Below are 26,485 nucleotides of genomic sequence, written 5' to 3'. Positions count from 1 at the left end.
AGATAATTGTTATAATCCAAGATTTATGCCAAACTGAATCATTTTACGATTATCAAATGTGTTATCTTTAAAATAATTGTTCAAATCTTTTCTTACAAAAACATCAATCAATCCTAAACCAATTGTTATTTCAGCTCCGTAGATAAAATTATTCACATTATAATTTCCACGTTCTTTGTTGCGAACACCATCTCCTTTGTAAATATTATTCGATGATAACAACGTTCCTCCATACATATACGCTGCGATATAGTGTTTTCCTTGCGGACGATATGCAAAATCATCGGTAATATTTTTGACTTTCGAAAAGTTGTATTTAAATCCAACCGGAACCATAAAATAGGCCGAACGCAATTTCGATTTATCTAACGATTTATCACTTTTTACCAAGCCAACATTTCCATTTTCATCACGATTAAAGCGCATATCATCGTCGATGCGATACGTTCTCCACGAAAATAATCCTCCTGCCAAAAAGTTAACAGGACTTGTTAACGATAATTGTCTTTCGTACATTAAACCTACTGTAATGTTGCTCGAAAACTTCTCGTGTTTGTTCAATTCCTCATCTTTTTTTCCTGTAAACGCCATGTATCCAAAAGAAGCATAACCATTAATTTGATTCGCAATTCGGTAACGTTTCGTCACATCTTGTTTCGTTTTTGGCGTAATTGGATCTTCGCCGTTCATAATCGAAAATGCAACTTGTTGTTTGATGATATCATCTAAATTGAAATTTACCTCCTGAATACGATCATTTATCGTTCCCGAATACACGCTCGCAATCGCTTCTTTCTTCGCTGTAGCCTCAGAAGCATTCAGTTTTCCTTCTGTTAATTCTTTGTCAACTGCCGCAATTTTCTTTTCCATTGCAGATTTTTCTTCCTGAACAATTTGACGAATCACTAACGTAAATTCGCTGATGCGATCTTTTACAATTGGACTGATTTTTTCTTCATTTTTATCATTCAAATCAAATGTAAATTTTTGAGCATATAGTGATGTAGCTGATAAGCATAATAATCCTGCTACGATAAGTTTTTTTATCATAATCTTGCTAATTTAGGGATATTAATGTTTTATTTGAAGCCGATAGAAACCACGCGCGATTGGTTTGACTCCTTTAGATTTTCTTTATTTTCGATCGAATACAACAACATATTTGGATCTACAAAATTCTTATTCTTTTTGTTCACTTTTACAGAATCTAATGTTGTGTTAGCTGCAATATTTTTCTTTGGTTGAGCTTCTGATTTTAAATCTTCTTTCTTCTCTACAATAGCTTCTTTCTTCGTTGGAAAAGCCATTTCAACTTGTTGAGATTCTTCGTTTATTGCCACTTGAACTTTACCATGTTGAATTGGTTTCTTCTCTTCTTGTGTCTGAATTTCAACTTCTTTTTTAGAAGAATCAATCTTTTCATTATTCGCTAAAATCGATTCTGAAGAATGAACTGTATTAGAGTCTGATTGAATTTGTTGCGGATTATTTTGTTCCTGATGATTTACAAATTCTTTTGGTTGATCATCTTTCGATTGATTCGAGAATAAATAAATTGATGTAGAAACCGTAAATAACGCCACAACCGCAGCAGACAACCACCATTTAAAATTTGATTTTTGTGGTGATGGAGCGACATCCATACGAGCTTGAATTCTGTCCCACGCATCATGAGAAGGATTCAATTCACGATTTTCTAAATCGTCTTTTATATAGTTTGATATTTTATCGTTGTTTTTCATTTGTCATTTTCTTTTTACTTAGAACAATTTCTTTCAGTTTTGCCTTTGCTCGAAACAATTGCGTTTTGCTGGTCGAAACCGAAATATTCAGCATTTCTGAAATTTCTTGATGCGAATAATCTTCGAGAATATGAAGATTAAACACCAATCGATAAGGTTCTGAAAGTTGATCTAACATGTCTTGCACATTAAAATTTAACCACGTTTCCTCTACTTCTTCATCCGCTTCATCATAATTAGAAACTCTTACATCATCAACATAAATCAATGTTTTATTTGCACGTAAAAAAGTTAAACATTCGTTGACCATAATTCGACGCATCCAACCTTCGAAACTTCCTTTATTTTGAAATTTCTCGATATGATTAAAGACTTTACAAAAACCATTAATCATACAATCTTCTGCATAATGCATGTCTTCGATGTAGCTTCTACAAACGCTCAGCATCTTTTTGGAGCTTTGTTCGTAGAGTTCTTTTTGCGCCAAAGCATCGTTCTTTTTTAGTCGTTCGACTAAAATTTCTTCTTTACTTTTTCGATTTAGTACAAATAATTTCACGTGTGTTAATTGCTTTCTTACTTAATAGACTCAAGGTTTGTAAAAAGGTTACAGAAAATTAAACATTTTTTTTGAAATGATTTGATATAGAACGAAAAAAGCTCGCAATTAGCGAGCTTTTTAATCATATTTATCTAAAATAAATTATTTCTGAAACGAATCTTTATTCAATTCGTATAATATTTTAAGACCTTTTATCGTGTGTAAACGATCATCAATATCAATTTTATCTGTCAACGATTTGTAAACGCCGCCAACTCCACCTGTCGAAATCACATAACATTGTTCTCCTTCTTCGGCATTGATACGATCGATCATTCCTTCGACCATACTCAAAAAACCATAAACCATTCCTGATTGCATACAAGATTCTGTATCAGATCCCAAAACAGTTTTAGGTGCTTTCAGTTCTACTGTTGGTAATTGAGCTGTTTCTCCTACCAACGAATTTAAGGCAGTAATAATTCCGGGAGCAATCACTACTCCACCGACATTTGCCGATTCGTCAATCCCTAAAAAAGTTAGCGCAGTTCCAAAATCAATGATAATTTTTTTACCTTGATAATTTTGATAATGTGCAGCTACCGCATTCGCATATAAATCTGTTCCCATTTGGTTTGACTTATGCTTGATTGCAGATGGCGTATTACGATCCACAACCATTGGTTTGAACTTGTGAATCTTTTGTAAAGCAATCTTAACGCTTGCTGTAAGTGGTGGCACAACCGAACCAATCACAATATCTGTAATATCGTCTTTCTCAATTCCGAAAGGCTCGTACATGTTCGAGAATTTTGCAAAAAATTCGTATTCGGTACGATAAGGTTTTGAATTGATTGTCCATGTAATAATCTCCGTTTCACTTTTGAAAACCGCGAAACGAAGATTAGTATTTCCAATATTTACTGCTAATAACATTATTTTGTAAATACATTATTTTTATCATTTACATCTGCCAAACGTTTTGTTGGATCGATGGTAACTTGTTTAACTTCTTTTGAAACTTTAACGTCATATGTAGGTTTTGTCCAGAACCAATCTTCTAAAATTGTTCTTTTTGCACCTTGATATTCCACTAAATTTTCTGCTGGTTTTTCTCCACGCATTTCACGTAAAGGAATGTAAAATAATTCTTTCGAACCATCTGTATATTCAACCAATAAATCAATCGGCATTGCAAAATCAGATTTATTAGCGATTGTAATTGTATTTCCGTTTACAGCTTCTACAGCGTAATCAATTTTGCGTGTTGTATTGATAAATAAGTTGAAATACCATTTAAGATTAATTCCAGAAACTTCTTCTGCTACACGTTTGAAATCATTCCCTGATGGATGTTTGAATTTCCATTGTTTATAGAATTCTAGGAATGTTTTGTTTAAATTATCATTTCCAATAATATATCCCAATTGAATTGCTAAAACTTGACCTTTGTAATACGCTTCTAAAGAGTATGCATAATTTGTATTATAATAGTCTGCTAATAAACTTGCAGGTTCTTCTTTACCAGAAAGTGCTAAATTAATATATCCTTTGTAGGCATCTGGATTTGGATTTGAAGGCATTACTTTTAATTTATCTACAACATTAAGGTGCGCCATTTGCTCTACATACGATGTAAAACCTTCGTCGAACCACTCGTTGTATGTTTCATTGATACCAAATAATTGTTGGTACCAAGAGTGAGCTGCTTCGTGGAAAATAGTTCCGATTAAGCTATTTAAATTACTTCCTCCAGCAATTAAAGTTGCAGTACCATATTCCATACCACCGTCACCACCTTGAATAATTGAATATGTTTTCCAAGGATATTCACCAAAATGTTCAGAATTATAATCGAAGAAACCTAATGCATAAGGCATCGCTTGTCTCCACGCAGAAGATTTATCATTATCTTGGTAAACTAAATAAACATCTACGCCATGTTTAGATTTTTCGTGCTCCACAATAAATTCTTTATCTGCAGCCCAAACAAAATCGTGAATATTTTCAGCTTTGAAATTCCAAGCTACTTTACCATTTTTTGCTTTGATTGTAGGATTTTTCACATAACCTTTTACATTGTTTGGATTTTGTAATTCTCCCGAAGCTCCCACAACATAATCTTTATCGATGTTGATTGTAACATCAAAATTACCAAAAGGAGCAAAAAATTCGCGACCAACATATTCATCTAAATGCCAACCTTCAGGATCGAATTCTGCCATTTTTGGATACCATTGCGCCATAGAAAATTCTACACCATCTTTCGAATTACGTCCAGAACGACGAATTTGTTCAGGAACTTGCGCATTCCAAATCATATCGAAAGTAGAAGTTTGTCCTTCTGCAATTGGTTTTGCTAAAGTAACTTCTAAGATTGTTCCATCAACTTTATACGAAACGGCTTTACCGTCTTGCTTAAGAGAAGTCACTTTTTGATAACCGATTTGATCTGGTTTTAATTCAGAAATACGGCTAACATATTTTGGATTTTCTTTTGTTCCGACATTCGTTGCCATTCGTTTATCAGGATCTGGAATGTTTTGCAAACGATTATCCATCATACTTCCTGGTTGAAAAGCATTAAAATACAAATGAAAATAAACTTTATTCAGGCTTTGTCCTGAATTGTTCGTGTATTTCAATTGCATTTTTCCATCGTATTGATATGCTTTTTCTTTCATATCAACATCAATCTTATAATCTACCTTTTGTTGCCAATATCCTTTGCGTTGCGCAAAAGCAAATTGTACCAAACAAAGGCAAATTAGTAAAGTAAATTTTCTCATTTCTAACTAATCATTAAACTTTAATCTCTCAAAAATACGAAAAAGCTTGAAACAAGTCAGTTTTGTTTCAAGCTTTTGATTACTTTAAACAACCAAACTCTAATCTTATCAAATCTAATAATTCTTTTATCGATATTAATTCATCAACATTTGGATAATATTCGAGATAGTTCTCTGGATTATAATAATGAATCGTATTTTTTTTATTGTTACTATTAATCAAAATGTAATAACTTACTCCATCAAGAATCGATGTTTTCTTTTTCGTGTTTACGATACTTCCTTCTTCTATAGAATATTGATTTGATTTATTTTTTAGCTTATAGCTTATTTTATCAAAATCTGGCAAGTATAAAATATCTGTATCTAAAATTTTAAACCAAATTAATTCAAGATTACTCAAAGAGTTTAATTTCTCTTTAACAATTCTAATTTTAGTTACATTATCAATTGTTCCTGCTTTTGTTTGATACAGTTCTGCTTTCCAATAATCATCTTTAACATTATAAAGACGAAACATTTCTAAACCTGTCGATGTAGCGTATTTTTTATAAATTCTAATTTCATTTTCATGCAATTTCAATGAATCAATTTTCAATATTCGATTTAATTCTTCAATTTGTTGAGAGAATAATATTGAATGCAAACAAAATACTATAATCGATAAAGTTATCTTCATAAAATTAGTTGAACATTTTAGAATGTTAATATACTAAAAAAGCTCGTGTCAAGTACTTGACACGAGCTTTTAAATAATAAATAATAAAAAACTATATAATAATCATTCTACAATTACCACATTGGCGTTTGCAAAAATGAAGATAATATTCCTGGAAAAATTCCCATCACAATTAAGATAACCATTCCAATGATTAAAAGGAAATTCGTTAATCCGTCTTGTGTTTTTAATTTGTTTTTTCCTTTTTTGAAATACATATAGTTGATGATTTTGAAGTAATAATACATACTCAAAACTGCCATAACCAATGCAATTACAATCAAAAATAGGTTTTTATCGTTTGTTCCTCCAATACTTAATGCCATAAATTTAGCGAAGAAACCTCCTGTTAATGGAATACCTGCTAACGAAATCAAAGAAATTGTCATCGCTGCAGCCAGAACTGGATTTGCTTTTCCTAAACCAATGAAACTTTCAAATTTTGGATTTTTGAATTGATCAATCGTATAGAAAATAATGAAATTCGCAACCGAATAAGCAATCGTATAGAACATCAAAGCCTCTTTAGATGATGAATTGATGTTAAACAAAACAAATAACATGAAACCTGCTTGCGCGATTGATGAATAAGCCATCAAACGTTTGACAGATTTTTGAGAAATTGCTCCGAAGTTTCCGATAAATAACGTCAAAATGATGATTGACGCAAATAATAAACGGTAATATTCGGCATATTCTACATTTGTTGGGAATGATTTTAAGACTAAAATAAATCCTAAAAATGATCCTCCTTTGATGATTGTCGACATAAACGATGTAAACACAGTTGGTGTTCCGTCGTAAACGTCTGGTGTCCATGCATGGAAAGGAGCTGCAGAAACTTTGAAACAAAATGCAAAGATGATTAAACACCATCCTGCGTAATAAATTGTTTCGAAATCTTTGTTATAGTTCACCAATTGATCAACCATAAAAGTTCCTGTTGCGCCATACAAAAATGTTACACCCAACATCAAAATCCCTGTTGAGAAAGCTCCCATCAAGAAATATTTTACAGAAGCTTCTGTACTTCTAAGACTTTCTTTGTTTGTTCCTGCAATAATGTACATTGGAATTGACATTAATTCGATTCCTAAGAACATAATTACTAAGTTGTGGAATTGTGCTAAAACGGCGATTCCTGTAAAAGAGAAGAAAATTAAGGCATAATATTCTGCCACATGTTTTCCTACTTTTCCAAACGAATCTTTGTTCAACAATAAGTAAAAAATTGCCAATCCCGCCAATGCGATAAAGAACGAAACGCCGTAAAGCGACTGTCCAATCATATTATCGAATTTTCCTGCGAACATTGAGCAACCTTTCAAATCGAAAATTCCTCCTACAATCATTCCGAAAAACAGAACAACAGAAAGTATATTTAAGGCACGATTATTTTTGATGTAGAATCCACTAAACATCAAAATAATACCTGAAAGTGCTGATAAAATAATCGTATTCATATCTATTTATTCAAAAATGATTAATGTGCTAATAAATTAAAAATTGGTGTTGGATAAACTCCTAAAATAATCACTATGATTGCGATTACTGATAAAACTGCAATTGGTCCAAAACCTCCTTTTTGAGCATCTTTTTGTTTGATGTTTTTTACTTCTCCAAACAATAATGCGCTTGATAATCTCAACGTATAAACGGCAGATAAAATAACACCTAAACAAGCCACAACACATAAAACTGGATTGTGTGTAAACAATGCTGAAAGCATCATAAACTCTCCGATGAATGAACTTGTCAATGGTAATGCTACGTTTGCTAAACCGAATATCATGAATAAGATAGATAATGTTGGATCAACTTTCGCTAAACCACCAATCGATTTGATATCTGTCAAATCATATTTTCTTTCCATAATATCAACACATAACCATAATCCTAAAACAACTAAACCATGTGAAAACATTTGAAAATAAGCTCCTGTTACACCATTTGCTAATTCTGAAAATATTGAAACGAAGATTAAAGCCAAGTGAGCAATCGAGCTATATGCAATAATCTTCTTTACATTTTTTGCACTCAATGCGATTAACGAAGCGTAAACTAATCCGAAAATTGCGATATACGTAATGTATTTGAACAATTCTGAAATTGTTGGGAACATTCCCAAATACCAAGTAACCACTGCAAATAATCCCATTTTCGCCATCAAAGCTGAAAGTACAACTGTTAATGGAGTTGGAGATGTTTTGTAGATGGTTGGTTGCCATGTGTGAAATGGAAAGATTGGAATTTTAATCACAAAAGCGATTAAGAATAACAATGCCAACGCTGTATTTGTTGAATAATGCGGTCCTGTAACTTGTACAACATCTGTTAATAAAAATGATGCTGGTTGTAAGAAAAATCCGATGTAAATAATTCCTCCTAACATAAACATCGATCCTAAAATCGTGTATAAGAAGAATGTCATATTTGCGCGAATTTTGTCTTTTCCAATTCCGAATAATCCGATTAAGAAATAAACTGGAATTAAAACAACTTCCCAGAAGAAATAGAATAAAATTAAATCTTCTGCTAAGAAAACTCCGTTTAATCCTGCTAAAGTGATTAGCAATAACCCATAGAATGTATTGCTATATTTTTGTTTTGTTGTTGATAAATAAACAAAAAGAGCTAAGTAAGTAAGGTTAGTTAATAAAATCATTAATCCTCCCAAACCTTGAGCATTTAACGCGAAATAAGTTTTAACGCTGTTGAAATTGAACCATTGTGTTTGAAACGTTAACTCGTTGTTTCCTCCTTTGCAAGTGATAAACAAGTACAACGCCAACAACGCTCCACCAACGAATGCTCCTAACCATCTTTGTGGTTTTTGACCTTGCATTAATAGCATAAAAACTCCTACTATTAATGGTAAAATGATAAATAAAGATAAAAGCATTACTAACCTATTTTGAAATTAAATACCCCATAAAAAAGATTGCGATACCTGCCACGATTCCAACAACCATTAGCATAATATAGAATCCTACATTTCCGTTTTGTAGCTGACGTACATTTTTTGATGCGCGACCAGAAACAGTTCCAACTCCTAAAACAAAAGCTGCAATTCCTGCTTTTTCTACATATTTTTTCAAGACATCACCTAACTCGAACAATGGTTTTACAATTGCATTGTCGTATAATTCGTCGATGTACCATTTATCCTCAAAGAATTTTGCAATTCCAGTTGCTTCACCATCTACATGATTTGTGTATTTCTTGATGGCATAATAAATTGCGCCAAGCACACAAAGTAATAAAGCTCCCATCATCATCCATTCTGTTGCATGAGAAACATGATGAGCTTCTCCGATTGATACAACTCCACTTAAGAAAGTTTGAAGTTTGTGTCCGTCTTGCATAAACAACGCTGGAATTCCTACATAACCTGCAAAAACAGAAAGAACTGCTAAGATGATTAATGGAATTGTCATTGCTGCTGGACTTTCGTGCGGATGAGCATCTTTATCTCTTAAATCTCCTAAGAAAGTCATCGCGTATAAACGGAACATGTAGAATGCTGTCATCACAGAAACGATAAATCCGATTCCGTAAACAACTGGATTAGAAACAAACATTCCTAATAACATTTCGTCTTTCGAGAAGAAACCTGATAATCCTGGAATACCAGCGATTGCCAAACATCCAATCAAGAAAGTGATATGTGTAATTTTCATGTATTTCTTCAATCCCCCCATTTTGCGCATATCTTGCTCGTGGTGCATTCCGTGAATCACAGAACCTGCTCCTAAGAATAATAATGCTTTGAAAAATGCGTGCGTCATTACGTGGAAAACTGCTGCGATATACGCTCCAGAACCAATTGCTGCGAACATTAATCCTAATTGAGAAACTGTAGAATAAGCCAATACTTTTTTGATATCGTTTTGGCGCATTGCAATAGTTGCAGTAACAAAAGCTGTTGCAATTCCTACGTACTGAATAACTTGTAATGTGATCGGTGCTGCCGAAAATAATTCGTTGCAACGTGTAATCATAAAAATACCTGCCGTTACCATTGTTGCAGCGTGAATAAGTGCTGAAACTGGCGTTGGTCCTGCCATCGCATCTGGTAACCAAGTGAACAATGGTAATTGAGCCGATTTACCCGTTGCTGCTAAGAATAACAATAATGTGATTCCTGTTAATACAAAACCTGTAAATGCAGATGAATCAATTGCTAATTGGCTGAATACTTTTACATATTCTAACGTTCCAAATTCTTTGAAAATCCAAAACATCGCCAATAAAAATCCAACATCTCCGATACGGTTCATGATGAAGGCTTTCTTCGCTGCTTTGATATATTCTGGATTTGTAAACCAAAAACCAATTAACAAGAATGAACATAATCCTACTCCTTCCCATCCAATAAACATCATTACAAAATTGTTTCCCATAACAAGAATCAACATGAAGAAGATGAATAAATTTAGGTAAGAAAAGAATTTTGCAAATCCTTTGTCTTCGCTCATGTAAGCCGAGCTATACACGTGAATTAAAAATCCAACTCCTGTAATAATTAACAAGAACAAACTCGTTAATGCATCAATTTGAAATGCAAACGGAACTTGTAAAGTTGGAATATTGATAATATCAAATGCCTTAAAAATTAATGGTTGTGCATCTGCTCCTGATGGAACTGACATAAAAACCATGATTGATAAAATGAAACTTGCCAAAACTGCTCCACTTCCAATGAAAGTCACTAAGCTTTTAGAAAGTACATTTCGTCCTAAACCGTTAATTAAAAATCCGATGAATGGAATCAAAGGAATTAACCATATATACTGCTCCATTCTTAACCTTTTAAACGATTTAACACATTAATATCTACCGAGTATACTTTGCGGAACAATAAAATTATCACTGATAATCCTACAGCAACCTCAGCCGCAGCCACAACCATAATAAAGAATACTAAAAGTTGTGCATCTGTTCCTTTTTCTAATGCTGGATTTGCGTGATAGTGCATTTTTGAGAACGCTACTAACAACAAATTCACAGAATTTAACATCAATTCTATACACATAAAAATGACAATTGCGTTACGACGAATCATTACGCCAGCCATTCCTATTCCGAATAGGATTAATGATAAAGTAATATAATAACTGATTGGTAACATCTTTTACTTTTTATATTTAATCCAATAATTCTTCGTCCTTTTTCGATAACATCACCGCTCCAATCATTGCAGAAATAAACAAAATACTGCTCAACTCGAATGGTAAAACATATTCTGAATACAACAATGATCCTAAATTGTGAATCAATCCTAAATCACCTGTTCCCATTTCTACAGCTGTGTTTGCAGAAGCTTGATTTTGTGAGAAAATACTAATTGTCAAGGCAATAAATAATAAAGAGATTAAACTCGCTGCTAATATTTTTGCTGGTCGACCAAATGATTTCTTTTCACTATTCAAGTTCATCAACATCACCACGAATAAGAACAATACCATAATTGCTCCGGCATAGACAATGACGTTTACAATTGCCAAAAACTGTGCGTTTAGCAATACATAATGTCCGCTGATGCAGAAGAATGTTACGATTAAATATAAAATGGAATGTACAGGATTCTTACTGAACACCATTAGTAGCGCACTTAACACCGTTAAGCTCGACAAAACATAGAATAAAATGATAGGTAATTCCATTAATTTGTAGCTTTTTTCGGGATTAATAAATCTTCTTTCGAATAGATAAAGTTTTGACGTTTGAAACTTGCTGGTGGAACTGTTTGCGATAAATAAACAGCATCTTTTGGACAAGCTTCTTCACAGAATCCACAGAAAATACAACGTAACATGTTAATTTCATATTTCGCTGCATATTTTTCTTCGCGGTAAAGATTTTCTTCACCAGGAAGTCTTTCTGCTGCTTCCATTGTAATTGCTTCTGCTGGACAAGCCAAAGCACAAAGTCCACAAGCCGTACAATTTTCACGATCTTCTTCGTCTCTATTCAAAACGTGTAATCCTCTAAATACAGGACTAAACGGTCTTTGTTTTTCTGGATAACTAATTGTTGCTTTCTTCGAAAAGAAATGCTTCAATGTAATCATCAACCCTTTTGCGATAGAAATCAAATAGATACTTTCCCAAAAAGTAAGGGGTTTACGTTCTACTTGTTTTACTCTATTTGTAATTGGTTTCATACTTTTAATGATTTTGATGATTCTACTTGTTTAATAATAAAATCACTAAGCCTGTAATTAACATATTGATTAATGCTAAAGGCAATAATTTTTTCCAACCTAAATCCATTAATTGGTCATATCTGAAACGAGGAATCGTCCAACGCACCCACATATAGAAGAAGATGAAGAAACAAGCTTTACCGAATAATGAAAGGAAATTAAGAATTGCCGTTCCATTCACTCCGATAGAGTTTACTAATGTTGCATCGTCTACAAATGGGATATCGTATCCACCAAAATATAAGGTAGAAATTACTACAGAACTGATAAACATGTTGATGTATTCTGCGAATAAGAAGAATCCCATCTTCATCGAAGAATATTCTGAGTGATAACCTCCAATTAACTCATTTTCTGCTTCTGGTAAATCGAACGGAGTACGGTTAGTTTCTGCGAACGAACAAACCAAGAAAATAATAAATCCTAATGGTTGTAATAAGATAAACCACGCATGCTCTTGTTGATAATGTACAATATCACTCAATTTTAAAGAACCTGTCATCATCAAAATTGTGATTAACACTATTCCCATCGGTAATTCGTACGAAATAATCTGCGAAGCTGCACGCAAACCTCCCATTAAAGAGTATTTGTTGTTCGATGCCCAAGCACCAATCATAATTCCATAAACACCTAAACTTAATACACCTAAAATGTATAAAAATCCGATGTTAACATCTGCAATTTGAGGAACAACTACACGATCTCCAATCTCGAAAGCTGTCGACCATGGAATAACTGCACCTGTCATACAAGCTACAATCATTGCCAAAGATGGACCTAAGATGAATAAAAATTTATTCGAATCTTTTGGTGTAATTTCCTCTTTCGAGAATAATTTTAAACCATCGGCAAGCGGTTGTAATAAACCAAAAATACCTGCACGGTTTGGTCCGATACGATCTTGTAAGAATGCTGCAACTTTACGCTCAGCCCAAGTAGAATACATGGCAACAACTAATGCAAAACCAATCATTACGCCTACTAAAGCTAACTTTTCTAATGCATCAGCAATAAATTCTTCTGTCATTTTGTTAATTTTATTTACGAATGATTAATCTTTAAAATCTTTACTTGTTGCTGGTCCATCAATTTTTGATAAATCACGATTTGGTTCATTTACTTCAGAAACCGAGTGAATATCTAATAAAATTTTTGGATCGCGTTTGATCACTTTCGGAAGTGTTTCTTTTGGCTCCACTTTATTCTCAAAGTAATGACCTTGACGAACAACAGAATCTTTAGAAATTTCTGATGGTTTTTCTAACGTCCAATCGTTGATATCTTTTTTATCGAAACGACATGTGTTACAAATCCAATCTTTTACTTCGTTAAATTCATCTTTGCGAGCTGTTACACGGAAAACTTCATTTCCACGGAACCACACTTGTGCTTTACCTGAACAAGTAGGACAATCGCGATGAGCATCAACTGGTTTCAAGAACCAAACACGGTTTTTGAAACGGAACGTTTTATCTGTTAAAGCTCCAACTGGACAAACATCAATAATATTTCCGATGAATTCATTATCTAAACTTTTGTTGATATGAGTTGAAATTTCAGCGTGATCTCCACGATTCATTACACCATGCTCACGACAACCTGTGATTTGATCCGCAGTTTTTACACAACGATAACATAAAATGCATCGGTTCATGTTCAACTGAATATTTGGACCTAAATCTTCTTTTGGGAATGTACGACGATCAAATTCGTAACGCGTTGCTTCTGCTCCGTGCTCGTAACTTAAATCTTGTAATTTACATTCTCCTGCCTGATCACATACTGGACAATCTAAAGGGTGATTGATTAATAATAATTCAACAATCCCTTTACGTGCCTCAACTGTACGCTCAGATGTTTTATTGCCTACAACCATTCCGTCCATAACTGTTGTACGACAAGACGGAACCAATTTTGGCATTGGACGAGGATCTGCTTCACTACCTTTTGATACTTCTACCAAACACGTTCTACAGTTTCCTCCTGTATTTTCTAATTTACCGTAGTAACACATCGCTGGAGGTGCTACTTCTTTACCAATCATACGAGCGGCTTGAAGGATCGTTGTTCCCGCAGGTACTTCAATCGTTTCGTTATCGATGGTAACTTTAAATAATGGTGTTTCTTCTGCCATCTTCGTATTAATTTGCGGTTTCTTTAATTTCGATTGGATCAGCATAATGTGCTAAACCAAAATTACGCGTCAAACATTCTTCTGGATTATTAATATGCCATTCGAACTCATCACGGAAGTGACGAATTGCCGCTGCAACTGGCCAAGCCGCTGCATCTCCTAATGGACAAATTGTATTTCCTTCGATTTTACGTTGTACATCCCATAACAATTCGATATCAGACATTTTTCCTTTTCCTTCATCGATTCTTTTCAAGATTTTCTCCATCCAACCAGTTCCTTCGCGACATGGTGAACATTGTCCACACGATTCGTGACGATAGAAACGAGCTAATGTATAGGTATGATAAACAACGTCTTGATCTTCGTCTAACACGATAAATCCTCCAGACCCCATCATTGTTCCTGTTTGGAAACCTCCTTCTGATAAACTTTCGTAATTCATATAACGAGGTTTACCTTCAGCAGTTTTTAACAATAAGTTTGCTGGAACAATTGGCACAGAGCTTCCTCCAGGAATACATGCTTTAAGACGTTTTCCATTTGGAATTCCTCCACAATATTCATCTGAATAAATAAATTCTTCAACCGTAATGGTCATATCAATTTCATAAACGCCTGGTTTATTAATATTACCACAAGCTGAAATTAATTTTGTTCCTGTAGAACGCCCAACTCCAATTTTAGAATATGCTTCTCCTCCAATCTCAATAATTGGAACAATTGCAGCAATAGTTTCTACATTATTTACAACTGTTGGTCTTCCCCATAAACCTTTAACAGCTGGGAAAGGTGGTTTTAGACGTGGATTTCCACGTTTACCTTCTAAAGATTCTAACAATGCCGTTTCCTCACCACAGATATAAGCTCCACCTCCACGTTGAACATAAATTTCGCAATCGAATCCAGTTCCTTGGATGTTTTTACCTAACCAACCTGCAGTTTTTGCTTCGTCGATTGCTTCTTCTAAAATTTCTGCAACCCACGCATATTCTCCACGGATATAAATAAATGATGTATTAGATCCTAAACAGAATGATGAAATCAAAACTCCTTCAATTAATAAATGAGGAATATATTCCATCAAGAAACGGTCTTTGAACGTTCCTGGTTCTGATTCGTCTGCGTTTACCACTAAGTGTCTTGGAACACCTTCTGGCTTTGCCAAAAAGCTCCATTTCATTCCAGTTGGGAAACCTGCTCCACCACGACCTCTTAAACCAGAAGTTTTTACTTCTTCTAAGATTTCATCCGTTGTCATTTTAAATGCTTTCTCAGCATTTGCATAACCACCATTTTCGCGGTAAGCTTGGTAATGACGAATACCTGGAACATCAATATTTTTTAACAGTAATTTTTGTCCCATTATGCTAATTTTTTCAATTCCTCGATTAATTCGTCTACTTTCTCGATCGTTAAATTCTCACGATACGTTTTTCCTAACTGTAACATTGGCGCGTAACCACATGCTCCTAAACATTCGGCTGGTTTTAATGTAAATAAACCATCTGCCGAAGTTCCACCAGCTTCGATATTTAATTTTGTTTTGATGTGCTCGATAATTTTGTCCGAACCTCTTAACATACAAGGTCCTGTTTGACAAACTTCTAACACAAATTTCCCTACAGGATTTAAGTTAAACATCGAATAAAATGAAGCTACTTCGTAAACTTCTACTGGTAAAATATTCAATACTTCTGCAACATAATCTAAATGAGGTGTGTCTAACCAACCACCAAACTCAGCTTGTGCCACATGAAGCAAAGGAATCAATGCACTTTGTTTTTTATCCTCTGGATAACGTGCAATGATTTTATCTACTTTTTGTTGTGTCTCTTCTGAAAATTGAATTGCCATTTTTAATAATTTTTATTAAGCATCTAATTCTCCAGCGATCAAATTCAAACTACTCATTGTAATAATGGCATCTGAAATCATTGATCCTTCGATCAATTCTGGATAAGCTTGATAATAAATGAAACAAGGTCTACGGAAATGTAAACGGTATGGCGAACGTCCACCATCAGAAACAAAATAATAACCCAACTCGCCATTTGCAGCTTCTATTGAATTATAAATTTCTCCTTTTGGCATATCTACCTCTCCCATAATAATTTTGAAGTGATAGATTAACGCTTCCATTTTTGTGTAAACATCTTTCTTTAGTGGTAAATAGAAGTCTGGAGCATCGGCATGATATTGCGTAGCTTCTTCTCCTTCTAATGCATCAATCTTTGCAATTGCTTGTTTGATGATGCTTAAACTTTGCCACATTTCTTGACCACGAACTAAGAATCTATCGTAACAATCCCCCGTTGTACCAACTGGAATATCGAATTCGAATTCTTCGTAACGAGAATATGGTTTCGCTACACGAACATCATAATCTACACCAGCCGCACGTAAATTTGGTCCTGTGAAACCATAATTTAATGCACGCTCAGCCGAAATTCCTCCAACTCCTTGTGTACGATCCATAAAAATACGGTTACGTAAAAATAAGTTTTCAAACTCTGTTAAGACATCTGGAAACTCTCTCACGAAACGATGGATTTTTGTCCATGCAACTTCAGAAAAATCACGTTCGAAACCTCCGATACGACCAATATTTGTTGTTAAACGAGAACCACAAATTTCTTCGTAAATCTCATAAATCAACTCACGATATTTCATCATATAAAGGAATCCTGTAAATGCTCCTGTATCAACACCCATAATCGAATTACATACGATATGATCTGCCATACGAGCCAATTCCATAATGATAACACGCAAATAAGAAACACGTTTTGGAACTTCAATTCCAACGAATTTCTCAACTGTCATGTGCCAACCTAAGTTATTTAACGGAGCCGAACAATAATTCAAACGGTCTGTCAAAGGTGTAATTTGGTACAAAGGTTTGCGTTCAGCAATTTTCTCAAAAGCGCGGTGAATATACCCAACTGTAGGAACCGCAGATTTGATGATTTCACCATCAATCTCTAAAATATTTTGAAATACCCCATGTGTTGCAGGATGCGTAGGCCCTAAGTTTAAGGTAATTGTGCTTTTTTCTAACGAACCATCTGGAAGATCAAGATGCTTTAATTTTTTAGTTTTCTCTTTTCCCATGGTTAATTTGCTTTTACATTAAAACCTCCATAATTGAAATCACCACCACGACCAAACATATCGTCGTCTTTGTCTTTACGCGTTTGATCCTCTAATGGAAACTCTTTGCGTAATGGATGATAATCCATTTCTGGGACATTCATGACACGAATTAAATTTGGATGTCCTACAAAATCAACTCCATAGAAATCATACGCTTCGCGCTCTAACCAGTTAGCTGTTTCGAATAATTTAGTTGCTGTAAAAATCGAAGGTTTCTCGATTGGCAAAACAAATTTTAATCGAACTTCAACTCCTTCGTATAGATTATAAACTAAATAGGTTACAACCAATTCTTCTCCAACATTATTAGGATAATGAATGGCTGTTAAATCCTTCAAAAATTTGAAAGACAATTGCTCATCATCATATAAATATTGTAAAATCTTTAGATTGAAATCTTTGTTAGCGTATAAAGTCAATACACCGAAATGCTCTTCGTATCCGTATATATTTTCTTGAAACTTCTGAACCAAACGGTCTTTTATAAATGAATTGTCCATTATTTCAACTTATTTAATTCCATAACTTGCTAAAAGTTGTTGATATTCTTCGCTACTTCTACGACGAACACTTTCGCTCTCTACTAACTCCTGAATACGCATTACACCATCAATAATTGCTTCTGGACGAGGCGGACAACCTGGCACATAAACGTCGACTGGAATTACTTCATCAATTCCTTGTAAAACCGAATATGTATCAAAAATTCCTCCCGAACTTGCACAAGCTCCAACAGCAATTACCCAACGAGGTTCTGCCATTTGAATGTAAACTTGCTTCAGAACTGGCGCCATTTTTTTAGAAATTGTACCCATTACCATCAACAAATCGCACTGACGAGGCGTAAAAGCCAAACGTTCAGATCCAAAACGTGCCAAATCGTATGTCGAACCCATAGTCGCCATAAACTCGATTCCACAACAACTTGTCGCAAATGGTAAAGGCCAAATAGAGTTTTTACGCGCTAATCCAACCACTTTTGATAGTTGCATCGCCATAAAACCTTCACCTTCAAAACCACCTGGAGACTCTACAATCTTCACATTGGTATTGTGTGTTACTGGTCTTTTATTATGAATCATTATACTATTATTTTAGAATTTTAATCGCTCTATTTTTCCCAATTAAGAGCTCCTTTTTTGCGTACATACAAGTACATCACAAAGAATAATCCAACGAATGTTACAACTGCTGCAAAACCTTCCCAACCTAATTCTTTAAAATTCGCTGCATACGGATAAAAGAAGATCACCTCTACGTCGAATAACACGAATAAAATGGCTACTAGGAAGTATTTAATTGCAAATGGCTGTCTTGCATTTCCTACTTTCTCAATCCCAGACTCGAAATTCTCTAATTTTTCGTCTGTTTTTCTGGACGGCCCAAGCAAATGTGTCGCAACGATAGTACCCGCTACAAACGCAAAAGCAACCACAAAAAGGATGAGAATAGGAATATAACTTGATGCTGTTTCCATAACTACTTTACTATTTTTCCAACTAATATTTTATCGATAAAAATAATAATAAAATATCATATTATTTATGTAAATTAGTTTTCAGCTAGTTATAGTTCTTTATATGATAAATTATATATTATTTATCTATATCGGAAGTTTGATGATTGAATAAAAAAAGGAGAACTAACAACTTGGTCAATTCTCCCTATGTATTTTATTAGATTACTAATTAAAACTTAAAAAAGTTAATGAATTAATAAATTTTGTAGATTTTGCAGTGCTTCATGCACAGTTTTAATATGTTCAAATCGTACTAACAATGTTGGATACTCTTCTCCTTTTTTGGGTGATTTTTCCTTAAAACTGATGTTTTTAGGGTTATTTTGAACGTAATTTAAAATTAATCTAAATTCTTCTGACTGATAAAATTCGCTTTGTGGTTTATTAATAAAATAAGCCAACAAAATTCCATTTTTCATCACCAAGCGTTCGAAACCTAATTTTTTACTGATCCATTTCAATTGAATTGATTCCAATAAATTTTCGGCTTCAATTGGTAATTTTCCGAAGCGGTCAATCAAATTATTTTTAAACGTTTGTAAATCTGTTTCAGTTTCGATATCAGCTAATTCTTTGTATAACAACAAACGTTCTTCCGAACTTTCAATGTATTCATCTGGGAACATAATTTGTAAATCCGAATCAATCTGTACATCCGAAACATAGGATTTTACTTCTCCCGATTTTTGATCTTCGAACAAATCTTTGAAATCTGTTTCTTTCAATTCTTCAATCGCTTCATTCAAGATTTTTTGATACGTTTCGAAACCGATATCCATCATAAATCCTGTTTGCTCCGCACCTAAAAGATTTCCCGCTCCACGAATTTCTAAATCTTTCATGGCAATATTAAATCCTGATCCTAAATCAGAAAACTGCTCAATTGCTTGCAAACGTTTACGCGCTTCGTCCGTTAAAACCGAAAGTGGCGGCGCAACCAAATAACAGAACGCTTTGCGGTTACTACGACCAACACGCCCACGCATTTGATGCAAATCCGCCAAACCAAAATTCTGCGCATCATTAATTAAAATCGTATTCGCATTCGGAACATCCAAACCAGATTCGATAATTGTTGTTGACACAAAAACATCATATCGACCATCAATAAAATCGAGCAAAACAGCCTCTAATTCTTTCCCATCCATCTGTCCATGACCAATCGCCACACGCGCATCAGGAACTAATCGTTGCACCATTCCTGCAATATCTTTCAACGATTGCACACGATTGTGAATGATATAAACTTGTCCACCACGTTGCATTTCGTACATAATCGCATCACGGAAAATCTCTTCATTGAAACCAACCAATTGTGTATCGACAGGTTGTCTATTTGGTGGAGGAGTTTTGATAACCGACAAATCTCGAGCAGCCATCAACGAAAATTGAAGTGTACGCGGAATTGGCGTCGCTGTCAAGGTTAATGTATCAATATTTTCGCGAAGTGTTTTCAATTTATCTTTTACACCAACACCAAATTTATGCTCTTCATCCACAATTAATAATCCCAAATCTTTGTACTCAATTTTTGGATTAACCAATTGATGCGTCCCAATCACAATATCAACTTGACCAGATTTTAAACCATCTAAAACGGCCTTTTTCTTTGCTCCTGTTACAAATCGATTGAGATAAGCTACTTTCACAGGCAAATCTCGTAAACGCTCTGAAAATGTTTTGAAATGTTGAAAAGCCAAAATCGTTGTTGGAACCAAAACAGCAACTTGCTTTCCATCTACTGCAGCTTTCATCGCCGCACGAATCGCGACTTCCGTTTTCCCGAAACCTACATCACCACAAACCAGGCGATCCATAGGGCGTTCAGATTCCATATCAGCTTTCACATCTTGCGTCGCTTTGTACTGATCGGGCGTATCTTCATAAATAAAAGAAGCTTCCAACTCATTTTGTAAATATGTATCAGGAGAATACGCGAAGCCTTTTCTAGCACGACGTTTCGCATATAATTTAATCAAATCGAAGGCAATTTCTTTTACTTTAGCTTTGGTTTTATTCTTTAAATTTTTCCAAGCTGGTGAACCAAGTTTCGAGATTTTTGGCTCAGCGCCATCTTTTCCTCTAAACTTCGCAATTTTATGCAACGAATGAATATTAACGTACAGAATATCATTATTTTGATAAATCAATTTGATTGATTCTTGCGTTACGCCATTATTATTCAATCTTACCAAACCAGCAAATTTTCCAATTCCGTAATCGATATGCGTCACAAAATCTCCAACTTTCAACGAATTGATTTCCTTTAGCGTAATCGCTTCTTTTTTGGAAAATGAATTTCGAAGATTGAATTTATGATAACGTCCAAAAATCTGATGATCGGTATAACATGTTAATTTGATTTCTTCATCAATGAAACCTTGATAAATAGAACCCAAAACTGGAATGTAAGAAACTTCTTTTCCAATATCATCAAAAATTTCTTCAAAACGTTTGATTTGATTTTCATTGGAGCAAATCAGTGCATTTTTGAAACCTTCGTTTTTGTGTTCATTCAAATCATCAATTAGTAATTCGAATTGTTTGTTAAAACTTGGTTGAGGTTTGAATGGTGATTCTATTTCTTCAACTGTTTCAAAATAAGATTTCATCGAACATTCAATCACTCCAAAAGATGAAATTTGTTGAAGAAAAGCATTTTTATTCAAAAATAATTGATTCGGTTCTGCTTGTTTAATTTCTCCTTTTAATTCAGCAAAAGCATTTTCAGCTTGTTCAAAATTCTTGGTAATTTGTTTTGCTAAAACAGAAATATTTTTGGCGATAATTAAACTATCCTTCGAAATATATTCTAAAAAACTCTCTCGCTTTTCATTAATCGATTTACTTTCAAGATTCGGAATAATCGTAATTTCTTTGGTCGTTGCAATAGACAATTGATTCTCGATATCAAACGTTCTGATGGTTTCAACTTCATCTCCAAACAACGAAATTCGATAAGGGTGTTCATTCGAAAACGAAAAAACATCTATAATTCCTCCACGAATCGAGAATTCTCCCGGCTCAGAAACAAAATCAACACGATGAAAATTATAAGAGGATAAAACTTCCGTTAAGAAATCAATCCCCAAATCATTCCCAACCTTTACTTTAAGCGTATTCGTAGAAAGCGCTTTTTTTGTTACCACTTTTTCAGACAAGGCTTCTGCGTACGTCACCACAATTTTTGGTCGTTTCGAATGCGATAACACATTTAAAACCTCTGTTCTGATGACAACATTCGCATTATTTACTTCCTCAATTTCGTAAGGACGCTTGTAAGATGACGGGAAAAATAGAATTTGTTCTTTATCAAACAAAGTTTCCAAATCATTCAACACATAAGCCGCTTCTTCTTTGTCATCAAAAATTAGAATCGTTGGTCGCGCAACACGATCATATAAATGACCCGTTAAAATACTCAATCCTGAACCTAAAAAACCTTTGATATTGACTTTATGCTGTGGATTATTTTTAAAATTGACAATAAGCTTCTGTACGAAATCTGAAGAATCGTATAAGCTAAAAACGTTGTGAATAGTTTTCTGTTCCAAAGTTTTGCAAATATAAAATTTTATAAACTTATTTTTAAACAATCTTCAAAAAAAGCAATGTTAAAATGCGAATTTTTAATTAATGAAAATTTTTCGGAAAATTTATAAAAAAAGTTGAGCTAAGTTAAAAAAATTAATCCTAGCTTTGATTTATCAAAAAAAGAAAATGAAATTAGTTCACAACATTATCAACTTGATTATTTTAGTCATTCTTATTCCAAGGAGTGGTAATTAGTTGTGTACGTACAAAATAACAATTAAAGCCACTTCTTAACGAGGTGGCTTTTTTTATGGAGAAAAATTAATTAAACAATATTATGCAAAACAATTTCGTCATTATTATCATTATTATTTTAGTCTTGGTCTTACGATTAGGAAAGGTGGTTTTATGACGAATTTTTTGAACGATTTTTTATGAGCCACCTTTATTCAAGGTGGCTTTTTTTATGTTTTTAATACAAACAAATGTCAAATAAACAGTGATGAAAAACAACAACGAAGCACTAAACAAACACAGCCGAACCGTAACGCAAGATGACACTTTACCCGCGTCACAAGCGATGTTACATGGGATTGGCCTAACTAACGAAGACCTAAAAAAACCACTAATCGGAATTGCAAGTATGGGATACGATGGAAATACTTGCAATATGCACCTGAATCAATTTGCGCAGTTGGTACAAGACGGAATGAAAGCCGAAAACCTAATCGGATTGAAGTTCAATACTATCGGAATTAGCGATGGAATTACCAACGGAACTTCTGGAATGCGCTACTCTTTGGTAAGTAGAGAAATCATCGCAGATTCGATCGAAACTGTTTGTGCAGGCCACTTTTACGATGGCGTAATCACAATACCAGGTTGTGATAAAAACATGCCTGGATCGATTATGGCAATGGGACGTTTGAATCGTCCTTCAATCATGATTTATGGTGGAACAATTGCTCCTGGACATTACAAAGAAGAGGAATTAAACATTGTCTCTGCATTTGAAGCATTAGGTAAAAAATTAAACGGAAATCTTGATGACAAAGATTTTTGTGGAATCATTCAAAATGCATGTCCTGGTCCGGGCGCTTGCGGCGGAATGTACACAGCAAACACGATGGCAGCGGCGATTGAAGCTATGGGAATGAGTTTACCTTATTCTTCATCTTATCCTGCTCTTAGTCAAGAAAAGAAAAACGAATGTACTACTTCGGCGCATTACCTAAGAATTTTATTAGAAAAAGATATTAAACCAAGTGATATCATCACGAAGAATTCTTTAGAAAATGCCATCAAAACGATTGTTTTTTTAGGCGGAAGTACAAATGCTGTTTTGCACTTATTAGCAATTGCGGCTACAATGAACATCGAATTATCATTAGACGATATACAAGCAATAAACGATAAAACACCAGTAATAGCAGACTTAAAACCTAGTGGAAAATACTTGATGGAACATTTGAGTAAAGTTGGAGGAGTTCCTGCTGTTTTAAAATATATGTTACAAGAAGGATTAATCGATGGAAGCTGTTTAACGGTTACTGGAAAAACATTAGCAGAAAATTTAGCATCAGTTCCTGATTTAGATTTCTCTAAGCAAAATATTATTCGTCCATTATCTAATCCCATAAAAGAAACTGGACACTTACAAATGCTTTACGGAAACCTTGCTCCAGGCGGATCAGTGTCAAAAATATCTGGAAAAGAAGGTTTCTATTTCAAAGGAAAAGCACAAGTTTTTAATAGCGAAGTTGAAGTTCTGAAAGCAATTGAAGATTTACAAATCAAAGCTGGAAGTGTTATCGTCATCCGAAACGAAGGACCAAAAGGAGGTCCTGGAATGCCAGAAATGTTGAAACCAACCTCTGCCATTATCGGCGCTGGATTGGGAGATAAAGTCGCTTTAATTACTGATGGACGATTTAGTGGCGGAACACACGGATTTGTCGTCGGTCACATCACACCAGAAGCTTTTGAAGGAGGTCCAATCGCATTAGTCGAAAATGATGACCTCATCGAAATTGACATCAACAAGAATGAATTGAATCTTTTGGTTGATGAAAAAACATTAGAAAATCGAAAAAATAACTGGAAACAACCCGCATTAAAAGTAAAAAATGGAGTCTTATACAAATACGCAAAGCAAGTCGGAAACGCTTCAGAAGGATGTCTTACTGACCAATAAACCAACTCAAATTTCAGGTTCACAAGCAATTATTAATGCTTTATTATCCGAAGGAGTGACAACAGTTTTCGGATACCCTGGTGGCGCAATTATGCCTATTTATGATGCTTTGTATGATTACAAAGATAAATTAGAACACATTTTAGTTCGTCATGAACAAGGTGGTATTCATGCTGCGCAAGGTTATGCAAGAACTTCAGGAAAAGTAGGTGTAGCTTTTGCTACGAGTGGGCCAGGCGCAACGAATTTAGTAACCGGAATTGCTGATGCCATGATTGATAGTAATCCTATCGTATGTATCACAGGACAAGTTTTCGCTTCTCTTTTAGGAACGGATGCTTTTCAAGAAACTGATGTTATCAACATTACTAATCCCATCACGAAATGGAATTATCAAATTACTGATGCGGAAGAAATCAATGATGTTTTAGCAAAAGCTTTTCATATCGCGCGTTCTGGACGACCAGGACCTGTATTGATTGACATTACAAAAAATGCTCAAATACAGCTTATCGAAAAGAAAAAATATGAGAAATGCACTCATGTTCGCAGTTATAGACCAGAACCAGAAATAAGAACTGAATATGTAAAAGCTGCTGCTGAACTTATTAATCAAGCAAAAAAACCATTTGCGATTATTGGTCAAGGAATTCTGCTTGGAAAAGCAGAGCAAGAATTAAAAGATTTCTTAGAAAAATCTGGAATTCCAGTGGCTACAACTTTAATGGGATTAAGTTCTTTGGATACAGATCATCCACAATATGTTGGTTTATTAGGAATGCATGGAAATTATTCTCCGAATGTCAAAACAAATGATTGCGATATATTAATTGCTATTGGGATGAGGTTTGATGACCGCGTAACCGGACGTTTAGACAAATATGCAAAACAAGCGAAAGTCATTCATCTTGATATTGATCCTGCAGAAATTGGTAAAAATGTAAAAGTTGCAGTGCCAGTTTGGGGAGATTGTAAAAAAACACTTCCGTTATTAACAAATTTAATTGATCCTAATGATCACTCTCAATGGTTAAAAGAATTTAGAGATCTCGAAAAAGAAGAACGTACAGAAGTTATTGATAAAGAATTCCACCCAACAACTGATGTGATGTCTATGGCTGAGGTTATTAATACATTAAATGAGTTAACAAACGGAGAAGCAGTAATTGTGACAGACGTTGGGCAACATCAAATGGCAGCTTGTCGTTATGCGAAATTCAAAGATTCTAAGCTTTTGGTTACATCTGGTGGATTAGGAACGATGGGATTTGGTTTACCTGCTGCAATTGGAGCATGGTACGGAGCACCTGAAAAAGACATTGTCATGGTTTGTGGAGATGGTGGTTTCCAGATGACGTTACAAGAAATGGGAACGATTATGCAATTCGGAGCTAAAGTAAAAATGTTAATTCTAAACAATAGCTTCCTTGGAATGGTTCGTCAATGGCAAGAATTATTCAACGACAAACGCTATTCTTTCGTAGATATTACAAGTCCAGATTTTGTTGCGCTTGCAAAAGCGTATCAAATAGAAGGTCAAAAAATAGAGGCGAGAAATGACTTGAAAAATGCATTAAAAGAAATGTTAGAACATGATGGTTCATATCTTTTAGAAGTTATGGTAGGAAAAGAAAATAATGTATTTCCTATGGTAGAACAAGGTACAAGTGTTTCTGAAATTAGATTAAAATAAATTATTATGGACTCAAAACAAGAATATACAATTACGTTATATACAGAAAATTCCATAGGAATTTTAGGAAGAGTTGCAGGAATTTTTACTCGACGAAAAATTAATATTGAAAGTTTAAGCACTTCTCCATCAGAAATAGAAAATGTACACAGATTTACAATTGTTATTGAAGAATCTGAAGAAGTCGTTCGAAAACTTTGCATGCAAATTGAAAAACAAATCGATGTTCTTAAAGCTTATTTCAATAACTGGAT

The 26,485-nt window shown here is 34.3% G+C and carries 24 protein-coding genes; 3 read left to right on the top strand and 21 right to left on the bottom strand.

Annotation, left to right across the window (positions count from 1 at the left end; genetic code table 11):
- Positions 1-9: 9 nt before the first annotated feature.
- The 21 genes from B4H69_RS01960 to mfd all read right to left on the bottom strand — a co-directional run bounded on the left by B4H69_RS01960 (position 10) and on the right by mfd (position 22,364).
- Positions 10-1,050, bottom strand: a complete 1,041-nt coding sequence (locus B4H69_RS01960) for a PorT family protein (RefSeq protein ID WP_115002306.1) — start codon at positions 1,048-1,050, stop codon at positions 10-12.
- Between the two features lie 29 nt (positions 1,051-1,079).
- Positions 1,080-1,742: a hypothetical protein gene (locus B4H69_RS01955; RefSeq protein WP_115002304.1), complete on the bottom strand. Its 663-nt coding sequence runs from the start codon at positions 1,740-1,742 to the stop codon at positions 1,080-1,082.
- Entirely contained in the window at positions 1,726-2,301 is a 576-nt protein-coding gene (locus B4H69_RS01950) for an RNA polymerase sigma factor (protein WP_180905452.1), read from the bottom strand. The genes B4H69_RS01955 and B4H69_RS01950 overlap by 17 nt, the downstream gene beginning before the upstream one ends.
- Positions 2,302-2,445: 144 nt before the next feature.
- Positions 2,446-3,219: a type III pantothenate kinase gene (locus B4H69_RS01945; RefSeq protein WP_180905453.1), complete on the bottom strand. Its 774-nt coding sequence runs from the start codon at positions 3,217-3,219 to the stop codon at positions 2,446-2,448.
- Positions 3,219-5,072 carry a M1 family metallopeptidase gene (locus tag B4H69_RS01940; RefSeq protein ID WP_180905454.1) on the bottom strand — a complete coding sequence of 618 codons (1,854 nt, stop codon included), beginning with the start codon at positions 5,070-5,072 and terminating at the stop codon, positions 3,219-3,221. The genes B4H69_RS01945 and B4H69_RS01940 overlap by 1 nt, the downstream gene beginning before the upstream one ends.
- A 79-nt stretch (positions 5,073-5,151) precedes the next feature.
- The gene (locus B4H69_RS01935; protein ID WP_180905455.1) at positions 5,152-5,751 is read right to left on the bottom strand and encodes a hypothetical protein; all 600 of its coding nucleotides are present in this window, start codon (positions 5,749-5,751) and stop codon (positions 5,152-5,154) included.
- 113 nt (positions 5,752-5,864) lie between these two features.
- Entirely contained in the window at positions 5,865-7,253 is a 1,389-nt protein-coding gene (locus tag B4H69_RS01930; RefSeq protein ID WP_180905456.1) for an NADH-quinone oxidoreductase subunit N, read from the bottom strand.
- 20 nt (positions 7,254-7,273) lie between these two features.
- Positions 7,274-8,692, bottom strand: a complete 1,419-nt coding sequence (locus B4H69_RS01925; RefSeq protein WP_038333343.1) for a complex I subunit 4 family protein — start codon at positions 8,690-8,692, stop codon at positions 7,274-7,276.
- Positions 8,693-8,699: 7 nt separating this feature from the next.
- Positions 8,700-10,592 (bottom strand): NADH-quinone oxidoreductase subunit L, encoded by a 1,893-nt coding sequence (gene nuoL / locus B4H69_RS01920; RefSeq protein WP_180905457.1) that lies wholly within the window; start codon positions 10,590-10,592, stop codon positions 8,700-8,702.
- Between the two features lie 2 nt (positions 10,593-10,594).
- On the bottom strand, positions 10,595-10,921 hold the full coding sequence (gene nuoK, locus B4H69_RS01915; RefSeq protein WP_026357457.1) for an NADH-quinone oxidoreductase subunit NuoK: 327 nt from the start codon (positions 10,919-10,921) through the stop codon (positions 10,595-10,597).
- Between the two features lie 16 nt (positions 10,922-10,937).
- Complete coding sequence (locus B4H69_RS01910; RefSeq protein WP_180905458.1) at positions 10,938-11,456, bottom strand: NADH-quinone oxidoreductase subunit J; 519 nt, start codon at positions 11,454-11,456, stop codon at positions 10,938-10,940.
- Positions 11,456-11,956, bottom strand: coding sequence for an NADH-quinone oxidoreductase subunit NuoI (nuoI, locus tag B4H69_RS01905; protein ID WP_038333352.1), 501 nt, complete (start codon positions 11,954-11,956; stop codon positions 11,456-11,458). The genes B4H69_RS01910 and nuoI overlap by 1 nt, the downstream gene beginning before the upstream one ends.
- 22 nt (positions 11,957-11,978) lie before the next feature.
- Positions 11,979-13,028, bottom strand: coding sequence for an NADH-quinone oxidoreductase subunit NuoH (gene nuoH / locus B4H69_RS01900; protein WP_038333358.1), 1,050 nt, complete (start codon positions 13,026-13,028; stop codon positions 11,979-11,981).
- Positions 13,029-13,052: 24 nt separating this feature from the next.
- Complete coding sequence (locus B4H69_RS01895; protein WP_038333449.1) at positions 13,053-14,135, bottom strand: 2Fe-2S iron-sulfur cluster-binding protein; 1,083 nt, start codon at positions 14,133-14,135, stop codon at positions 13,053-13,055.
- A 7-nt stretch (positions 14,136-14,142) separates the two neighbouring features.
- Complete coding sequence (gene nuoF, locus B4H69_RS01890) at positions 14,143-15,501, bottom strand: NADH-quinone oxidoreductase subunit NuoF (protein ID WP_180905459.1); 1,359 nt, start codon at positions 15,499-15,501, stop codon at positions 14,143-14,145.
- Positions 15,501-15,992, bottom strand: a complete 492-nt coding sequence (nuoE, locus tag B4H69_RS01885; protein ID WP_038333366.1) for a complex I 24 kDa subunit family protein — start codon at positions 15,990-15,992, stop codon at positions 15,501-15,503. The genes nuoF and nuoE overlap by 1 nt, the downstream gene beginning before the upstream one ends.
- Before the next feature lie 15 nt (positions 15,993-16,007).
- Positions 16,008-17,249: an NADH-quinone oxidoreductase subunit D gene (locus B4H69_RS01880; RefSeq protein ID WP_038333370.1), complete on the bottom strand. Its 1,242-nt coding sequence runs from the start codon at positions 17,247-17,249 to the stop codon at positions 16,008-16,010.
- A 2-nt stretch (positions 17,250-17,251) separates the two neighbouring features.
- A complete protein-coding gene (locus tag B4H69_RS01875; protein WP_180905460.1) occupies positions 17,252-17,791 on the bottom strand; it encodes an NADH-quinone oxidoreductase subunit C in 540 nt (179 codons plus the stop codon).
- Positions 17,792-17,800: 9 nt separating this feature from the next.
- On the bottom strand, positions 17,801-18,373 hold the full coding sequence (locus B4H69_RS01870) for an NADH-quinone oxidoreductase subunit B (protein WP_038333376.1): 573 nt from the start codon (positions 18,371-18,373) through the stop codon (positions 17,801-17,803).
- A gap of 29 nt (positions 18,374-18,402) precedes the next feature.
- On the bottom strand, positions 18,403-18,768 hold the full coding sequence (locus tag B4H69_RS01865) for an NADH-quinone oxidoreductase subunit A (RefSeq protein WP_038333379.1): 366 nt from the start codon (positions 18,766-18,768) through the stop codon (positions 18,403-18,405).
- Positions 18,769-18,995: 227 nt separating this feature from the next.
- On the bottom strand, positions 18,996-22,364 hold the full coding sequence (mfd, locus tag B4H69_RS01860) for a transcription-repair coupling factor (protein ID WP_291092533.1): 3,369 nt from the start codon (positions 22,362-22,364) through the stop codon (positions 18,996-18,998).
- Positions 22,365-22,846: 482 nt separating this feature from the next.
- On the opposite strand from mfd, the gene ilvD reads away from it, so the two are divergent.
- From ilvD to ilvN, 3 genes are all read left to right on the top strand, one after another.
- Positions 22,847-24,538, top strand: coding sequence for a dihydroxy-acid dehydratase (gene ilvD / locus B4H69_RS01855; protein ID WP_180905462.1), 1,692 nt, complete (start codon positions 22,847-22,849; stop codon positions 24,536-24,538).
- On the top strand, positions 24,471-26,231 hold the full coding sequence (gene ilvB, locus B4H69_RS01850; protein ID WP_180905463.1) for a biosynthetic-type acetolactate synthase large subunit: 1,761 nt from the start codon (positions 24,471-24,473) through the stop codon (positions 26,229-26,231). Before ilvD ends, ilvB begins: the two co-directional genes overlap by 68 nt.
- Before the next feature lie 6 nt (positions 26,232-26,237).
- A partial coding sequence (ilvN, locus tag B4H69_RS01845) for an acetolactate synthase small subunit (protein ID WP_291092530.1) occupies positions 26,238-26,485 on the top strand: 248 nt, incomplete at its 3' end.

The organism is Empedobacter sp. UBA6745 (genome assembly GCF_002453775.1).
Classification (GTDB): domain Bacteria; phylum Bacteroidota; class Bacteroidia; order Flavobacteriales; family Weeksellaceae; genus Empedobacter; species Empedobacter falsenii_C.
Note: the sequence above shows the minus strand (reverse complement) of the source record. Positions and strands in the feature narration are given on the sequence as shown.

What these genes read in the sequence shown, in the direction of transcription:
- B4H69_RS01960 (WP_115002306.1), bottom strand. Translation starts at nt 1,050, where the DNA reads ATGATAAAAAAACTTATCGTAGCAGGATTATTATGCTTATCAGCTACA.
- B4H69_RS01955 (WP_115002304.1), bottom strand. Translation starts at nt 1,742, where the DNA reads ATGAAAAACAACGATAAAATATCAAACTATATAAAAGACGATTTAGAA.
- B4H69_RS01945 (WP_180905453.1), bottom strand. Translation starts at nt 3,219, where the DNA reads ATGTTATTAGCAGTAAATATTGGAAATACTAATCTTCGTTTCGCGGTT.
- B4H69_RS01940 (WP_180905454.1), bottom strand. Translation starts at nt 5,072, where the DNA reads ATGAGAAAATTTACTTTACTAATTTGCCTTTGTTTGGTACAATTTGCT.
- B4H69_RS01935 (WP_180905455.1), bottom strand. Translation starts at nt 5,751, where the DNA reads ATGAAGATAACTTTATCGATTATAGTATTTTGTTTGCATTCAATATTA.
- B4H69_RS01930 (WP_180905456.1), bottom strand. Translation starts at nt 7,253, where the DNA reads ATGAATACGATTATTTTATCAGCACTTTCAGGTATTATTTTGATGTTT.
- B4H69_RS01925 (WP_038333343.1), bottom strand. Translation starts at nt 8,692, where the DNA reads ATGCTTTTATCTTTATTTATCATTTTACCATTAATAGTAGGAGTTTTT.
- nuoL (WP_180905457.1), bottom strand. Translation starts at nt 10,592, where the DNA reads ATGGAGCAGTATATATGGTTAATTCCTTTGATTCCATTCATCGGATTT.
- nuoK (WP_026357457.1), bottom strand. Translation starts at nt 10,921, where the DNA reads ATGTTACCAATCAGTTATTATATTACTTTATCATTAATCCTATTCGGA.
- B4H69_RS01910 (WP_180905458.1), bottom strand. Translation starts at nt 11,456, where the DNA reads ATGGAATTACCTATCATTTTATTCTATGTTTTGTCGAGCTTAACGGTG.
- nuoI (WP_038333352.1), bottom strand. Translation starts at nt 11,956, where the DNA reads ATGAAACCAATTACAAATAGAGTAAAACAAGTAGAACGTAAACCCCTT.
- nuoH (WP_038333358.1), bottom strand. Translation starts at nt 13,028, where the DNA reads ATGACAGAAGAATTTATTGCTGATGCATTAGAAAAGTTAGCTTTAGTA.
- B4H69_RS01895 (WP_038333449.1), bottom strand. Translation starts at nt 14,135, where the DNA reads ATGGCAGAAGAAACACCATTATTTAAAGTTACCATCGATAACGAAACG.
- nuoF (WP_180905459.1), bottom strand. Translation starts at nt 15,501, where the DNA reads ATGGGACAAAAATTACTGTTAAAAAATATTGATGTTCCAGGTATTCGT.
- nuoE (WP_038333366.1), bottom strand. Translation starts at nt 15,992, where the DNA reads ATGGCAATTCAATTTTCAGAAGAGACACAACAAAAAGTAGATAAAATC.
- B4H69_RS01880 (WP_038333370.1), bottom strand. Translation starts at nt 17,249, where the DNA reads ATGGGAAAAGAGAAAACTAAAAAATTAAAGCATCTTGATCTTCCAGAT.
- B4H69_RS01875 (WP_180905460.1), bottom strand. Translation starts at nt 17,791, where the DNA reads ATGGACAATTCATTTATAAAAGACCGTTTGGTTCAGAAGTTTCAAGAA.
- B4H69_RS01870 (WP_038333376.1), bottom strand. Translation starts at nt 18,373, where the DNA reads ATGATTCATAATAAAAGACCAGTAACACACAATACCAATGTGAAGATT.
- B4H69_RS01865 (WP_038333379.1), bottom strand. Translation starts at nt 18,768, where the DNA reads ATGGAAACAGCATCAAGTTATATTCCTATTCTCATCCTTTTTGTGGTT.
- ilvD (WP_180905462.1), top strand. Translation starts at nt 22,847, where the DNA reads ATGAAAAACAACAACGAAGCACTAAACAAACACAGCCGAACCGTAACG.
- ilvB (WP_180905463.1), top strand. Translation starts at nt 24,471, where the DNA reads ATGGAGTCTTATACAAATACGCAAAGCAAGTCGGAAACGCTTCAGAAG.